Below are 15,001 nucleotides of genomic sequence, written 5' to 3'. Positions count from 1 at the left end.
GCGATTAAGCCGCGATTACGCTCACGTAACGGCGGTTGAAAGCGCCTTTTACTTCAAACTTGATCACGCCTTCGATTTTCGCGAAAAGGGTGTGATCTTTACCCATGCCAACGCCGTAACCAGCGTGGAATTGGGTGCCGCGCTGACGCACGATGATGTTGCCGGCCTTGATGACCTGGCCGCCATACATCTTCACGCCAAGGCGTTTGGCTTCTGAGTCGCGACCGTTACGGGTACTACCACCAGCTTTTTTGTGTGCCATGAGTCAATTCTCCTAGTGAGGAATTAGGCTGAAATTAAGCCTGAATACCGGTGATTTTGATCTCGGTGTACCACTGGCGGTGGCCCATACGCTTCATGTGGTGCTTACGGCGACGGAACTTGATGATGCGGACTTTATCGTGACGACCTTGGGAGATCACTTCAGCCACAACGGTAGCGCCAGCAACAACTGGAGCGCCGATATTCACGTCGTCGCCATTGGCAACCAACAGAACGCGATCAAAGGTAACGGATTCGCCGGTAGCGATTTCCAGTTTTTCGATCTTCAGGTATTCACCTGGGGCGACTTTGTACTGCTTGCCGCCAGTAACGATTACTGCATAAGACATGGTATTTCTCCGATAATCCTGCTCACCCAGCTCTTTATAGGAAGAGGTATTGGCTGGCATGGCTGCATTAGGCTGGAAGGCCCGTTGCAATTGCGTAAGGCAGGTGCTGCCCAGGAAGTTCAGGGTGCGCGATTGTACGCAAGGCGCGGCAGCCTTGCAAGTAGCCGTCCATCGCGCCTTGACAGGTCTGGACGGGGGTCCTAGCATGCCGCGCAACCCTTCTGGAGCGACTCTCGCTGATGCAACCCCAAGCTTTCTACCGCGCGGTGGCGGACGATTTTAGCGCCGTCGACGGCATCATCAAGAAGCAGCTGACTTCCCGAGTACCGCTGGTATCGAAAATCGGCGATTACATTACCTCGGCCGGCGGCAAACGTCTGCGTCCTTTATTAGTGTTGCTGTGTGGCAAGGCCCTGGGTCGCGAAGGCGACGACATGCGTCTGCTGGCCGCCACCATCGAATTCCTGCACACCGCCACTCTGCTGCATGACGACGTCGTCGACATGTCCGGCATGCGCCGTGGCCGTTCGACCGCTAACGCCATGTGGGGCAACGCCCCAAGCGTGCTGGTCGGCGACTTCCTGTATTCGCGCTCGTTCGAAATGATGGTCGAACTGGGCTCGATGCCGGTGATGAAGATCCTCTCCCAGGCCACGCGCATCATCGCCGAAGGCGAAGTGCTGCAACTGTCCAAGGTGCGCGACGCCAGCACCACCGAAGAAACCTACATGGAAGTCATACGCGGCAAGACCGCGATGCTCTTCGAAGCCTCAACCCACAGTGCTGCCGCACTGGCCGGCGCTACCGCCGAACAGAGCGAAGCGCTGCGCACGTTTGGTGATCACCTCGGTGTGGCGTTCCAGTTGGTCGACGACCTGCTTGACTACAAGGGTGACGCCGAAACCTTGGGCAAGAACGTCGGTGACGATCTGGCCGAAGGCAAGCCGACCCTGCCGCTGATCTACACCATGCGCGAAGGCACGCCGGAACAGGCTGCACTGGTACGTCAGGCGATCCAGAAAGGCGGGATCGAAGACCTGGAAAGCATCCGTATTGCCGTAGAAGCTTCCGGTTCGCTGGAGTACACCGCGCAACTGGCCCGTGATTATGTGGCCCGTGCGATCAAGTGCCTTGAGGCGCTGCCGGCCAGTGAATATCGGGATGCACTGGTTGAACTGAGCGAGTTTGCGGTCGCCCGTACGCACTGATATCGCTGAAGCAAGATCAAAAGATCGCAGCCTTCGGCAACTCCTACAGGGGTTGTCGACGCTGCGATCTTTTGCTTTTGACTGCCTGAAAAGCTAAAACCCTATACAATGTGCGACTTTTAGCGATCCATACCCAAGGAGCCTTAGTGAGCACGTTGCCACCCTGCCCGAAATGCAATTCCGAATACACCTACGAAGACGGTAGCCAACTGGTGTGCCCGGAGTGCGCCCACGAGTGGTCCGCCAGCGGCGAAACCGAAGTGGCGTCCGATGATGCCGTGAAGAAAGATTCGGTCGGCAACGTCCTGCAGGACGGCGACACCATCACCGTGATCAAGGACCTCAAGGTCAAGGGCACCTCGCTGGTGGTCAAGGTCGGTACCAAGGTCAAGAACATCCGCCTGTGCGATGGCGACCACGACATCGACTGCAAGATCGACGGTATCGGCCCGATGAAGCTCAAATCCGAGTTCGTCAGAAAGGTCTGAATCTGTTGTCATCCATCCCGCGCCAGACGTGGGATGGAGCTTCACCCTCCGCGCTCCGCCCCAATAAAACCGCGCAATAGCCAAACGCCAGCCGTTTTGACCTTACGCAATCTTTACCCGGAAAATCTCAGAATCCGCCAATAGACGCTTGCTATTTAATGAATAAGAATTATTCTCATTGAAACCCTTCAAGGAGATGAGAACCATGACTTATTTGATCGACGCGTGGCTGGATCGCCCACACCCTTACCTCAGAATCCTCCATCGGGAAACCGGTGAAGTCTGCGCGGTGCTTGAAGAAGAGGCTCTGCATGAACTGCAGGATCAAGGGGATCTGGACGTCAGCAGCCTCAATTCCAGCGAGCCGCTGGTGCTCAAGGAACTGGTGCGCAATCTGTTCCTGTTCTGCTATGCCCGGGCCTTGCGCCCGACCAGTGAGCTGCATCACAAGATAGAACTATGAGCATCACCCAAAAAACTGTGGGAGCCAGCCTGCTGGCGATGGTATCAACGCGGTCCTGAAGGAAAACCCGGTCGACCCTATCGCCAGCAGGCTGGCTCCCACATTAGCCCGCCATCAAGGCAGGCCCGGTCTTACAGAACGTCCAGCAGCTCGACGTCGAATACCAGAACGCTGTGCGGCGGGATGCTGCCAACGCCTTGAGCGCCGTAAGCCAGTTCGCTCGGCACGTACAGACGCCATTTGCTGCCGGCATTCATCAGTTGCAGGGCTTCGGTCCAGCCGGCGATCACGCCGCCAACCGGGAATTCTGCAGGCTGGCCACGCTCGTAGGAGCTGTCGAACACAGTGCCGTCGATCAGTGTGCCGTGGTAGTGCGTACGTACTTGATCTTCACGGGTCGGCTTGGCGCCTTCGCCCTGAGTCAGCACTTCGAACTGCAGGCCGGAAGCCAGGGTGGTGATGCCGTCTCGCTTGGCGTTTTCAGCCAGGAAGGCCAGGCCTTCGCCAGCAGCGGCTTCAGCTTTGGCAGCCGCTTCGGCTTGCATGATCTCGCGGATAACCTTGAAGCTGGCGGACATTTCTTCCTGGCCAACACGGCTTTCCTTACCGGCGAACGCGTCGGTCAGGCCAGCCAGGATCGCGTCCAGGCTCACGCCCGGTGGCGGGTTGTCGCGCAGCTGGTCACCCAGCTGACGGCCGATGCCGTAGCTGACGCGGGTTTCGTCGGTGGACAGATTTACTTCGGACATGACACTGCTCCGCTGTGCGGACGGCCACAAGACTTGCCGTGCGTGCACAGCGCGTCCCGGCGCGCCCGGAACCAAAAGGGCGAGCAGACTAGCACAGATGCTCAGACGATGGCGCGCAAGGCCTACAGCGCCGAACCCCAGGCCAGTGGCACTTTCAGACTTTCCTCGCTGCTCGGGCCCAGGCCACACATTTCATCGTGTACCGAGGTGTGCACGAGATTGAACGGCAGCACCGGGAAGGCATGCAGCAAATCCCGCGCATGCTCCACCGAACGCAGTGTCAGCATGTTGCCTTTGAGATCACTTAACGGATATGCCGCGCCATGCATCCGTGCTTCGAGCAGATAAATCCCGCCTTCCATGGAGATCAGGTTCAACTCATCGACCTTCTTGGCGATGGCATACGCATTCAACTCTTGCAGGTTCATGAACGCACCTCAGACAGTGGCGAATCAGGACCTCTACAGGGATATGCCCGCACGCATCAAAGCACAAGCCACAAATGACACCGCCCGTCTGTTTCGCAACAGACGGGCGGTGTTTTTGCAGCGATCAACGGTTGATCAGTGCTTGGTGACCTTGTCCAGGTAACCCATGGCGAACGCCGAGACGACGAAGGTCATGTGGATGATCACGTACCACATCAAGTGCTCGGGATCGACGTTCTTGGCATCCATGAAGATGCGCAGCAAGTGGATCGAGGAAATCGCCACGATCGAGGCCGCCACTTTCATCTTCAGCGACGAAGAGTCCATGGTGCCGAGCCAGCTGAGTTTTTCCTTGCCTTCATCAATGTTCAGTTCAGAGACGAAGTTCTCGTAGCCGGAAATCATCACCATCACCAGCAGGCCGCCAACCAGCGCCATGTCGATCAGCGACAGCAGCACCAGAATCAGTTCCGACTCGGCCATCGAGAACACGTTGGGCAGGATGTGAAAAACTTCCTGGAAAAATTTCAGTGCCAGCGCCAGCAGCCCGAGGGACAGCCCGATATAGATCGGCGCCAGCAGCCAGCGCGAGGCGTACATTGCATTTTCGATAAAGCGTTCCATTGAATCTCACACAGGGGGCTGGAAATGGCCGCGAGTATACCAGCCCCCCATGACAGCCAGAAACTGCCCGAAAATCCGCCACCTGCGCGTGTGGGTGTTTTTTTTCTGCTAGTGTCCAAACCATTGACAGCCCAGTGACTGTAGACAGGACGTGTGGAAATGGATGTGCGATTACCGATAATGACGGCCGGAATCTGCCTTGCTCTGTTGATCAGCGGTTGCTCGCCCGGCGACGAGAAACACGCCGCCAGCCTTGAAGAAAAAACGGCAAAGTTCGAACAGTCACTGGACGCCATCACCGATCCAAAACTCAAGGACGCCATCACCGAACTCGGCGGCTCACTGCTGCTGCTCGAACGGGCGCAGATCAAACTCGACGACAACCCACCGCACACCGAATACGGTGAAGACGCCCTCGCCGTGCTCAAGCACTACCCTGCCCCGCAGACGCTGGTCGACACGTTTATCAATGGCTTGTTCGTGCTGCACAAGGACGCCAGTTCCGATTACCTCACCGATCTGCAACCGGTGTTCCCGTTCAACCTGAACATTCCCGGCGGTTTCCTGTTCCCCCATGGCGTGGAATGGCAGTCAGTGACCTTGAGCAACAAACGTGTGATCGCCTATCAGCCGGAATGGTCGGAAACCGATCCGGGCATTCAGCTCAGCCCTTCCAGCTCCAACGTCACCAACCCCGATGACCTGACCGTGACCTATCCGTTCATTGATGGGCTGAACGTGGACAAGAAGTCCCTGCCGCAACCGGTCAGCCTGCAAGGCCAGATCGAAGTCATCGCCCCGCGCCGCCTGTACAGCTTCGACCTGACACAACAGGACGTCGGCCAGACCCGCAGCAATGACAACCTCAGCGTCAAACTGCTGAAACTTGCAAACAACTACGCCGAAGTCGAATTCAGCAACAACCTGCCACTGGCTGCGGAAGTCGCAGAGGCGCAGCTCAATCCGCTGATCGTCCAGGCCCGCGATAAAACCGGGCAGTATCTGGTACGCGCCGGTTCGATCAACGAGAGTCCGGAGCAAGTAGCCTTCTACGAAAAACAACTGACGTACCTGCAACAGCAGAAAGCCTGGAGCGCTACGCTGGAAAAGCAGCTGACCCAGGAACAACAGGATTTCGAGCAGAAACACCCGCGTCGCTACAACAAGGTCTATTTCAATGGCCCGATCGAAACGCTGGAAGTCAGCGTGCTGGATTTTTCTTCGGCGACCGTGACCCGCAAATCGCTGGATCTGCCGATTCGTACGTTCAATCAGCACACCACGGAGAAAACCATCCAGCCGCTGGATCCCTCGGTGACGGTGTACGACGATCTGGCGGTTAACTGGCTCAAGGGCGCGAGCCTGACCGAAGAGCAATTGAAGGCTGGCATCCGCGTCCATCAGTCCGTGGAAGAACCGAGCGCAGCGCGCATCGAGTTTTCCCATCGCCGTACGTTCAACGATGAGTTGCTGGGCGATGACTTCAGTCCGGGCGTCAGTCCGGTCACGTTCTTTACCGAAAAGCGCAGTGGCAAGCTCGATGAACCGATCGAACTGCCGCCCGAGGCCTATCAAGTCGATCCGCTGCGCGCGACGATCACCTACGACCTGAACCTGTTCCCGGAAACCCCGGCGATTGCGGTAGGCTCAATGCCGCTGTTTCTCGCCACGGTGGCCAAACAGGCATACGACGCCACATCCTTGCCCAAAGGCCTGGAAATCAAGAACAACCAATTGGTGGTGGATCTGAAACTGTTCCCGCCCAACGAGTGGCGTTTCTTCGTCAAAGACGACAGTGGCAACTACCTCAAGCAGATTCTCTCGGTCAGCCACGATGCAAGCGCAGAAGGCCCGGCGTTGTTTGGCGTGCATTATTTCTATGGCCGCCCGACCCACGTCGAAGCCTATCAGCGAACCGACCTCGCCACCGTGCAATACGGTTTTGAGGTCAAGCTCGACAAGGCGCCGATGCCTGAGACTGCGCCTTGAAGGGCAAGATCAAAAGATCGCAGCCTGCGGCAGCTCCTACAGGGCGCGGCCGCGACCACCGTTGATCTGCCGCAACTGCGCTTGCAGGTGCAGGCTCCAGATCTGCGGATCGTCAGCCAGTTCGTAGCCATGCAAGGTCAGACTTTCGACAATGGTGTCGAGTATCGATTCGGCGGCGACCGGCCCATGAAACGGGCCCTGGGCTTTGATGGCAGAAGGTTGTTCGCCGGCCATGCCGGCCGCGAAGAGCAGCGTCCACATACCGTTATCGCCGGCCAACGGCTTGATGGCGCATTCGATACGGGTCACAAGACCCAGGCATTGACGGGTGAGGCAGAGGTTGCGCGACATGGCGGCGACCCTCGGTGAAGCCGGTATTCAGCCCCCACGGGAGGACTGGCTCGATCCAGTGATACTGTCGATATCCTTGAGCTGAGAATAGAAGAAAAGTCCGCTGCGCAAGCCGAATGAAACCAGAAGGCGCCGAATGGTCATTGTGTGAATATTGGCGCCAGAGTAGTGGCGATTTTCCCGAAGATCCCCACAAAACAAATGTAGGAGTGAGCCTGCTCGCGATAGCGGTGAACCAGTCGACTTATTCGCCGACTGACACTCAGCTATCGCGAGCAGGCTCACTCCTACAGTTTGACCGCGCCAGGCTTAAGCCGGTTTGGCTTCGGCCAAGGCCTCTTGCGCCAGTTCCTTCTCGGCTTCCTTGAGGTCTTCTTCGCTGATCATTTCAGCGATGTCGCGCAAGCGTTCCACCACCCGCGCGTTGATGCTGCCTTCCGGGAATTCGCCATCGGCATTCGGCTCACCGGCCGGTTCACCGACCAGCAGGCTCAACGCCTCGTCGGCCTGACGCACCGCGTACACGTGGAACTGCCCGGCACGCACCGCCGCCAGGACTTTCTCATCGAGCATTAGCGTAGCGACGTTGGCCTGCGGAATGATCGCGCCCTGCTCGCCCGTCAGCCCGCGTGCTTCGCAGAGACGGAAGAAGCCTTCGATCTTCTCGTTGACCCCGCCCACCGCCTGCACTTCGCCAAACTGATTGATCGAACCGGTGATCGCAAAGCACTGCTTGAGCGGGGTTTTCGACAGCGCCGAAATCAGCGTGCACGCCTCACCCAGCGACGCACTGTCGCCATCGACGTAACCGTACGACTGCTCCAGCGCGATGCTCGCGGAAATAGCCAGCGGGAATTCCTGAGCGTAACGGCTGCCCAGATACCCGGTGAGAATCATCACGCCTTTAGAGTGAATCGGCTGCCCAAGGTTGACTTCACGCTCGATGTCGACGATGCCGCTGCCGCCCGGATACACCGTGGCGGAAATCCGCGCCGGCACACCGAATGCAGAATCACCGACTTCGAGTACGGTCAGGCCATTGCATTTGCCGACCGCCGCACCATCAGTGTCGATCAGGATGATCCCGGCGAGCATATCGTCGAGAATCCGCGCCGACACTCGACCGGTGCGTGTGGCCTTGGCTTTCAGCGCACGTTCGATATGCCCGGCATCGGTCATCTCATCGCCGGCCAGATGACGGATGAAATCCGCTTCGCTGACCAGTTGGAACAGATCACCGATACGTGCCGACAAACGCCCCTGGTGCTCGGCCAAACGAGCGCTGTACGTCGCCAGACGTGCCACCGCATCGGCGGTCAACGGTGCCATGCCTTCTTCCGACGTGCGGGTTTTCAACAGCTGGGCAAATTGTTCCAGGCTCTCGTCGACCATCGGGATGTCTTCGTCGAAATCCACGAGGACGCGGAACATCTCCTGGAAGTCCGGATCAAGGTCCTGCAGCGTGTAATACAGCGACCGCGCACCGATGATGATGACTTTGACCTGCAACGGTATGTGCTGCGGGTTGAGCGTCACAGTGGCGAAACGACCCATCTCGCCCAGCGGCGATTCCATTTTCAGTTTGCGCGATTGCAGGGCGCGTTTCAGCGCGTCCCACACGAACGGCTCGCTGAGCATTTTTTCCGCTTCAAGAATCAGGAAACCACCGTTGGCGCGGTGCAAGGCACCGGGACGCAACTGCCGATAGGTGGTGTAAAGCGCGCCCTGATCGGTGGTGTATTCGATGCGACCGAAGAGGTTTTCGTAAGTCGGGTGCGGCTCGAACACCACCGGCGCACCGCCGCTCACCGGATGGCCGACCACCAGGCTCGGCGCGTATTGCTCTTCCAGCAGCTTGCGCGCGACGGCGTCGGTCTTGCTGTCATCGACCAATTGCTCGACCACGGTTTTCAGCAAGTAGACCTGCATGGCTTGCAGGTAACCGCAGACCGCGGCGTTCTCGGCGTACTTCTCCGACAGCGGCGACAGCAATGGCTGCAGCGCCAAGGTGATGGTTTCTTCGTTGAGCGAACGCAGTTGATTGTTCGACTCGCGCTTCCACTGCGGCAGGCTGGCGAGTTCTTCGTTCAGGCGCTCTTCGAGGCCGGAAATGTCTTCGTGAAAACGCTCGCGATCAGCCTCTGGCAACTGAGCGAATTCCGCTTCGTCCAGAGCCTTGCCGTCGAGCATCGGCGTGAAGGCAACGTTGCTGCTGTCGCGGTACAGGGCGACGTCTTTTTCCAGGGCCAGACGCTCGATGATGTCGAGGGCCTTGTCATAGCGCTGGTTGAAGGCGCGGTCGATGGCGCTTTTCTTTTGCTGGTAGGACGGGTGCTCGAACACCGCTGGAAACGTTGCCAGCAGGTTGTCGATCAAGCCGTTGATGTCACCGATAAAGACGCCGGCAGTGCCAGAAGGCAATTCCAGTGCACGCGGTTCGCGCGGCTCGTCGAAATTATTCACGTAGACCCAGTCGGCCGGGGTCTGCAGGCGCTTGCCTTCTGCTTTCAGGTAGCGTTTGACGAACGAGAAGCGGCCGGTGCCGGGCTCGCCCATCACGAATACGTTGTAACCGGGGCGTGGCATGGCCACACCGAACTGCAAGGCTTCGACCGCGCGTTCCTGGCCGAGCACACCGCGAAAGGGCTCCAGATCATTGGTGGTAGTGAAGCTGAACTGTTCAGCGGAAAACGGACGGGTCAGCGCTTCGGGCGCGAGACGCAAGCTGGCAGCAACAGGATCAGGCATCGGGCTTCCTTAACAATCAGGCGGGGCAGATAGCGGCATTCTGGCGCTGCCCGTGCCCCACTGGCAAGGCGCGCCACACCACAAAGCATAGACAACCGGCCAAGCCGGCGGCCCGCCCCCTGAAACCGGGGTTTATTCCAAATATTTTGCAAAAAACCACGGAACCCCTGGAACGTGCCTAAACTCCAAACTGCGCGGCTGGAACTAATACCGGCCCACTGGCTTCGTTTGGGTCTGTCTCGTACAGAGCTTGGGGGGCCAGAACCCTGTCCATTGGTATGCACACAAAGAGAAAAAAGCTATGAAACGGATTCTTCTCGGTACTCTCTTCACCGCTGTATCCATCAACGCAATGGCGCAAGCTCCAGGCGGCCCGGATTGCGGTTGGGGCAACATGCTGTTCGAAGGTCAGCGTGGCACCCCTGCTCACTTCCTCGCTTCCACCACCAACGGTACTTCCGGTAACGCCACCTTCGGGATGACGTCCGGCACCAACGGTTGCTCGACCAACGCATCGCTGACCTACGGCGGCAAATCCTGGTTTGCCATGAATGGCATGATGAACGAGCTGTCCGAAGACATGGCCAAAGGCAACGGCGAAGCGCTGACGACTTATGCCGTGGTACTGGGCGTGGCGCCGGAAGATCGCGCGCACTTCGCAGCTGTGACTCACGAGCACTTCCAGCAGATCTTCAGCAAGGCTGACGTGACCGCTGAAGACGTGCATACCAACACCCTGGCCGTACTGAAATCGGATCCTCGTCTGGCCAAGTACGCAACTCAGGCTTAAGCTCGACCTCGCCCGCTTCCTTCGGGAAGCGGGTTTTATTTTTTCGGCCCGCCCTCCTTGGGTCTTTATTTCTTTCCTGTTCAAGTTGCCGACTATGCTCAAACGCCTTGCCTGGCTGGCGCTCTGTGTCTGCGCCCCTCTGTCCGCCGCGCCAACCATCGACCCTCAACGTTTGCAGCAACTGGCCAACGACCGCTTCTGGATTTCCCTCGGTCACTACGAAACCGCCAAGCTTGGCGGCTGGCGCAGCTATGTCAGCGACAAGAAGTTTTTTCTGGCGCCCGATGGCAACGAACACCCCGATCATGAACTGGCGGCCACCGTGCAAGCGCTGTACGCCCCGGCCAGTCTCGGCGAGCAACATGCGCAATGCGTTTATCCGGCGCGCACCCGCTGGCTGAAAGCGCAGCTCAATCTCGGGGATCTACCGACACCGGCATGCGCTGAATACAAGAAGTGGTTCAAGGATGTCTCGCCGCACAGCGCGGTGATGATCTTCCCGGCGGCCTATCTGAATAGCCCGTCATCGATGTTCGGCCACACCCTGCTGCGCATCGACCAGGCCGATGTGCAGGCCGACAAAACGTCGCTGCTCAGTTATGCGATCAACTTTGGCGCCTACATCGAAGGCTCGGACAACAGCATTCTCTACGCTTGGAAAGGTTTGATGGGCGGTTATCCGGGATTGTTCGCCTTGGTGCCGTATCAGGAAAAACTCTCGGAATACCGCAGCCTGGAAAACCGCGACCTGTGGGAATACCGGCTCAATCTGAGCCAAGAAGAAACCGCGCGCATGGTCGAGCATGTGTGGGAGTTGAAGCAGATCCAGTTCGATTACTTTTTCTTCGACGAAAACTGCTCGTATCGCTTGCTGGAGCTGCTGCAAGTCGCACGCCCGAGCCTGCGCCTGACCGAACAATTCCCGTTGACCGCGATACCCACGGACACCGTTAAAGCGGTGAAAGAAGCCGGGCTGGTGGAAAGCATCGAATATCGTCCGTCCCGTGAGCGCGAATTGCTCAGCCGCGCCGAGCCATTGAACAGTGACGAACAGCAATGGGTGCTGAACGTCAGCGCCGATCAGCAGCAGTTGCAGGATCCGGCGTTCAAAGCCCTGCCACGCGACCGTCAGGCGTTGATCATCGACGCGGCGTATCGTCTGGAGCGCTACCGCGCCAACGGTCAGGAGCGTGATCCGCAACGGGCGCAACGCAGTTTCGAATTGCTGCGGGCGATCAACAAGAACCCGGCGCCTGAGTTGGACATTCCGCAGCCAGGCTTGCCGGAAGACGGCCACGAATCCCGCACCTGGCAGGCCGGTCTCGGCACCCGTGGTGATCGTGCATTCGGTGAGTACGGTTTGCGCATGGCTTATCACGATCTCAACGACAACGCCGAAAGCTTCCCGCTCGGCGCACAAATCGAGATCCTGCAGATGAAGTTGCGTCAGTACGAAGGCAATCACTGGCAGTTCCAGCAACTGGATCTGGCGACGATTCGTTCGCTGACGCCGCGTAATGAGCTGCTGCAACCGCTGTCGTGGCAGGTCACTGGTGGTCTGGAGCGCGTACCGGGCAAGCATGATGACGAGACGCTGGTCAGCCACGTCAACGGTGGTGGCGGTGGCACGTGGGCGCTGGGTGACGATGTGCTGGGTTTTGCCCTCGGCACCGTGCGCGTTGAACACAACAATGATTTCGCCGAGTTCGTGTCCCCGGCGGGTGGTTTCAATACCGGCGTGTTGTGGAAAAACCCGCTGGGCAATCTCAGTGTGGAGGCCAAGGGCGATTACTTCTTCAATGGCGAAGTGCGCCGCAGCCTGAGTCTGAATCAGCAGTGGGAATTGTCGCGCAACCTTGGTTTGCGCCTGAGTGCGCAGCGTGAGTTCAGCCATCTCGCCACGCCGGAAACCGAGGTCATGCTTGAAGTGAAGTGGTATCACTACTGATCCCGAACACATCCCCCTGTAGGAGTGAGCCTGCTCGCGATAGCAATTCATCAGTCACTGGTGCGGTGACTGATACACCGCTATCGCGAGCAGGCTCACTCCTACAGGGGATTTGTGGTGCTCAACGAATTACTCACATGCCTTTCACCAACGCTCGACGAATCAGCTTCTAGACTTTCCCATAAGCCGAGAACCGGCGCGGGAGAGTGCGATGTGGCGGTGTGCGGGTTGGTTGGGTGTTGTGTTGTTGCTGGGCGGTTGCCAGACCACCCATGAAGATCTGATCGCCAAGGGTTATCCACCAGCCTTCGCCGACGGCTTCGATGACGGTTGCATCAGCGGTCGCCAGGCGGCCGGTTCGATCAGCGGCGAGTTTCGCAAGAACGTGCCGCGCTATCTGAAGGACAAGCAATACGCCGAAGGCTGGACCGACGGCTTCCGCCAGTGTCAGGCGATGCTGGAAAACAAGGGACGCGAAGAGTATCGCAACGAACACTGGGACGAACGAGAACGCGCCTGGCAGCAGCAGAAAGATCAGGACGCCGGACGGGCTTATCGCTCGCAATAGGTCGCTTCCAGACATCCAGTGAAACCAAATGCCTGCGAGCATGGCCCAAACCTCATACGAGGAGGACACCATGAGTCGCGCATTCGTCAACGAAGACAACGCCGCCGCGCAAGCCGATCAGCCGGTCGAACGGCAGGTCAGCGAGCAGCCCAATTACGTCACGCCGCAAGGGTTGGCGCAGTTGCAGGCCAAAGTCGCCGAGCTGCAAAGCCTGCATGCCGAACAATCAGCCAGAGGTGAGCAGGCCGACAAGCAACGGCTGGCGGATCTGCAACGTGATTTGCGTTATTTCAATCAGCGCCTGAGCAGCGCACAAGTCGCCGTAGCAGCAACGTCCAGAGACAAAGTGCAGATCGGCAGTTGGGTGACCTACGCCGATGAGCACGACACCGAACGCCGGGTACAACTGGTCGGCGAAGATCAGGCCGATGCCAGCAAAGGCCTGATCAATTGGAGTTCACCGCTGGGCCGGGCGCTGCTCGGTGCCCGACTCAATGACGAGGTGCTGTGGCAGCGCCCCGCCGGCGATCAAATCATCGAAGTGATTCGCATCGAACCGGCTTAAACCACGCCCTGCGCGAGCATCGCGTCGGCGACTTTGACGAAGCCGGCGATGTTCGCACCTTTGACGTAGTTGATCCGGCCGTTCTCTTCGCCGTAATGCACGCAAGCGTGATGGATCGACTGCATGATCGCGTGCAGCTTGCTGTCCACCTCACCTGCCGTCCACAGCAGGCGCATGGCGTTCTGCGACATCTCCAGACCGCTCACCGCGACACCGCCGGCGTTGGATGCTTTGCCCGGGGCGAACAGAATCCCGGCCTCGATAAAGATATCCACAGCCTCCAGTGTGGTCGGCATGTTCGCGCCTTCAGCCACGCACACGCAGCCATTGCGCAATAACGCGTGTGCGGCTTCAGCGTCGAGCTCATTCTGCGTAGCGCACGGCAGCGCGATGTCGCACGGCAGCGACCAAGGCAATTGCCCGGCGCGGAATTCCAGACCGAACGCTGCCGCCAATTCGCTGATGCGCCCGCGTTTGACGTTCTTCAGCTCCAGCAGCGCCAGCCACTGCTCTTCGCTCAAGCCTGCTTCGCAATACAACGTGCCTTCGGAGTCGGACAGGGAAATCACCTTGCCGCCCAGATCCATGACCTTGCGCGCCGCGTATTGCGCCACGTTGCCGGAACCGGAGATTGCCACGCGCTTGCCTTCGACGGTCTGCTCGCGGCGCTTGAGCATTTCCTCCGCGAAGTACACGCAACCGAAACCGGTGGCTTCCGGACGAATCAGGCTGCCGCCGTAGGTCATGCCTTTGCCGGTCAGCACACTGGTGAATTGGTTGCTCAAGCGTTTGTACTGGCCGAAGAGGAAGCCAATCTCGCGCGCACCGACACCGATATCACCGGCCGGCACGTCAACGTCGGCGCCAATATGGCGATACAACTCGCTCATGAACGCCTGACAGAAGCGCATGACTTCAGCGTCACTTTTGCCCTTCGGATCGAAGTCCGAGCCGCCCTTACCGCCGCCCATGGGCAGCGAGGTCAGCGAGTTTTTAAAGGTCTGTTCGAAGGCGAGGAATTTCAGCACACCCAGGTTCACCGACGGATGGAAGCGCAAGCCGCCCTTGTACGGGCCGATGGCGCTGTTCATCTGGATGCGGAAACCGCGATTGACCTGCACTTTGCCCTGATCGTCGACCCATGACACGCGGAACACCACGGCACGCTCCGGCTCGCAGATACGTTCCAGAATCCCCGAGTTCAGGTAATGCGGATTGGCTTCGAGGAACGGCCACAGACTGCGCAGGACTTCTTCGACGGCCTGGTGAAATTCGGGTTGATCCGGATCGCGTTTTTTCAGGCGGGCGAGGAAGGATTCAACGGATTCGATCATGGCAAAAGTCTCGGCAAATTTATTGTCGTTGGAGGAGATTGGGCCGGACTGTAACAAACGAAATGCGCACAGGAACAGAGCAAAATGTCGCAGTTATGAAATTAAATGGTGCACAGGATATAAATTCGGCTGGTTTT

16 protein-coding genes are annotated in these 15,001 nt (G+C 58.5%); 8 read left to right on the top strand and 8 right to left on the bottom strand.

Annotation, left to right across the window (positions count from 1 at the left end; all coding sequences use genetic code 11):
- Positions 1-4: 4 nt before the first annotated feature.
- Together rpmA and rplU are read right to left on the bottom strand one after the other, a co-directional pair.
- Positions 5-262 (bottom strand): 50S ribosomal protein L27, encoded by a 258-nt coding sequence (gene rpmA / locus CKW38_RS24310; protein ID WP_007909818.1) that lies wholly within the window; start codon positions 260-262, stop codon positions 5-7.
- Between the two features lie 34 nt (positions 263-296).
- Positions 297-611, bottom strand: a complete 315-nt coding sequence (rplU, locus tag CKW38_RS24305; protein WP_003176051.1) for a 50S ribosomal protein L21 — start codon at positions 609-611, stop codon at positions 297-299.
- A gap of 239 nt (positions 612-850) precedes the next feature.
- On the opposite strand from rplU, the gene CKW38_RS24300 reads away from it, so the two are divergent.
- The 3 genes from CKW38_RS24300 to CKW38_RS24290 all read left to right on the top strand — a co-directional run bounded on the left by CKW38_RS24300 (position 851) and on the right by CKW38_RS24290 (position 2,770).
- Positions 851-1,819: a polyprenyl synthetase family protein gene (locus CKW38_RS24300; protein ID WP_007909817.1), complete on the top strand. Its 969-nt coding sequence runs from the start codon at positions 851-853 to the stop codon at positions 1,817-1,819.
- Positions 1,820-1,965: 146 nt separating this feature from the next.
- A complete protein-coding gene (locus CKW38_RS24295; protein ID WP_007909815.1) occupies positions 1,966-2,307 on the top strand; it encodes a zinc ribbon domain-containing protein YjdM in 342 nt (113 codons plus the stop codon).
- 205 nt (positions 2,308-2,512) lie between these two features.
- Positions 2,513-2,770, top strand: a complete 258-nt coding sequence (locus CKW38_RS24290) for a hypothetical protein (protein ID WP_034153845.1) — start codon at positions 2,513-2,515, stop codon at positions 2,768-2,770.
- Between the two features lie 131 nt (positions 2,771-2,901).
- Here CKW38_RS24290 and CKW38_RS24285 read toward each other — a convergent pair whose 3' ends face one another.
- The 3 genes from CKW38_RS24285 to CKW38_RS24275 form a co-directional block, all read right to left on the bottom strand.
- Positions 2,902-3,519, bottom strand: a complete 618-nt coding sequence (locus CKW38_RS24285; protein ID WP_008078561.1) for an FKBP-type peptidyl-prolyl cis-trans isomerase — start codon at positions 3,517-3,519, stop codon at positions 2,902-2,904.
- Between the two features lie 122 nt (positions 3,520-3,641).
- Complete coding sequence (locus tag CKW38_RS24280; RefSeq protein WP_007909802.1) at positions 3,642-3,947, bottom strand: DUF6482 family protein; 306 nt, start codon at positions 3,945-3,947, stop codon at positions 3,642-3,644.
- Positions 3,948-4,082: 135 nt separating this feature from the next.
- Positions 4,083-4,571 (bottom strand): TIGR00645 family protein, encoded by a 489-nt coding sequence (locus CKW38_RS24275; protein WP_007909801.1) that lies wholly within the window; start codon positions 4,569-4,571, stop codon positions 4,083-4,085.
- A 159-nt stretch (positions 4,572-4,730) separates the two neighbouring features.
- On the opposite strand from CKW38_RS24275, the gene CKW38_RS24270 reads away from it, so the two are divergent.
- Positions 4,731-6,560: a hypothetical protein gene (locus tag CKW38_RS24270; RefSeq protein WP_095114070.1), complete on the top strand. Its 1,830-nt coding sequence runs from the start codon at positions 4,731-4,733 to the stop codon at positions 6,558-6,560.
- 36 nt (positions 6,561-6,596) lie between these two features.
- Here CKW38_RS24270 and CKW38_RS24265 read toward each other — a convergent pair whose 3' ends face one another.
- Positions 6,597-6,911: a hypothetical protein gene (locus CKW38_RS24265; protein ID WP_007909799.1), complete on the bottom strand. Its 315-nt coding sequence runs from the start codon at positions 6,909-6,911 to the stop codon at positions 6,597-6,599.
- Positions 6,912-7,220: 309 nt separating this feature from the next.
- On the bottom strand, positions 7,221-9,659 hold the full coding sequence (locus CKW38_RS24260) for a Lon protease family protein (RefSeq protein ID WP_007909798.1): 2,439 nt from the start codon (positions 9,657-9,659) through the stop codon (positions 7,221-7,223).
- 301 nt (positions 9,660-9,960) lie between these two features.
- Between CKW38_RS24260 and CKW38_RS24255 the strand changes: the two genes are divergently transcribed.
- The 4 genes from CKW38_RS24255 to CKW38_RS24235 all read left to right on the top strand — a co-directional run bounded on the left by CKW38_RS24255 (position 9,961) and on the right by CKW38_RS24235 (position 13,530).
- Positions 9,961-10,449: a DUF3015 domain-containing protein gene (locus CKW38_RS24255; protein ID WP_007909797.1), complete on the top strand. Its 489-nt coding sequence runs from the start codon at positions 9,961-9,963 to the stop codon at positions 10,447-10,449.
- A gap of 94 nt (positions 10,450-10,543) precedes the next feature.
- The gene (locus CKW38_RS24250; RefSeq protein WP_095114069.1) at positions 10,544-12,397 is read left to right on the top strand and encodes a DUF4105 domain-containing protein; all 1,854 of its coding nucleotides are present in this window, start codon (positions 10,544-10,546) and stop codon (positions 12,395-12,397) included.
- 211 nt (positions 12,398-12,608) lie between these two features.
- Positions 12,609-12,965 (top strand): hypothetical protein, encoded by a 357-nt coding sequence (locus tag CKW38_RS24240; RefSeq protein ID WP_007909794.1) that lies wholly within the window; start codon positions 12,609-12,611, stop codon positions 12,963-12,965.
- Positions 12,966-13,035: 70 nt separating this feature from the next.
- The gene (locus CKW38_RS24235; RefSeq protein ID WP_095114068.1) at positions 13,036-13,530 is read left to right on the top strand and encodes a GreA/GreB family elongation factor; all 495 of its coding nucleotides are present in this window, start codon (positions 13,036-13,038) and stop codon (positions 13,528-13,530) included.
- Here CKW38_RS24235 and gdhA read toward each other — a convergent pair.
- Positions 13,527-14,864, bottom strand: coding sequence for an NADP-specific glutamate dehydrogenase (gene gdhA, locus CKW38_RS24230; protein ID WP_095114067.1), 1,338 nt, complete (start codon positions 14,862-14,864; stop codon positions 13,527-13,529). The genes CKW38_RS24235 and gdhA overlap by 4 nt on opposite strands.
- Positions 14,865-15,001: the final 137 nt, after the last annotated feature.

The organism is Pseudomonas sp. Irchel 3H7 (genome assembly GCF_900187605.1).
In the GTDB taxonomy this organism is placed as follows: Bacteria; Pseudomonadota; Gammaproteobacteria; order Pseudomonadales; family Pseudomonadaceae; genus Aquipseudomonas.
The sequence above is the reverse complement of the archived record's forward strand: the minus strand, read 5'-3'. Positions and strand labels throughout refer to the sequence as shown.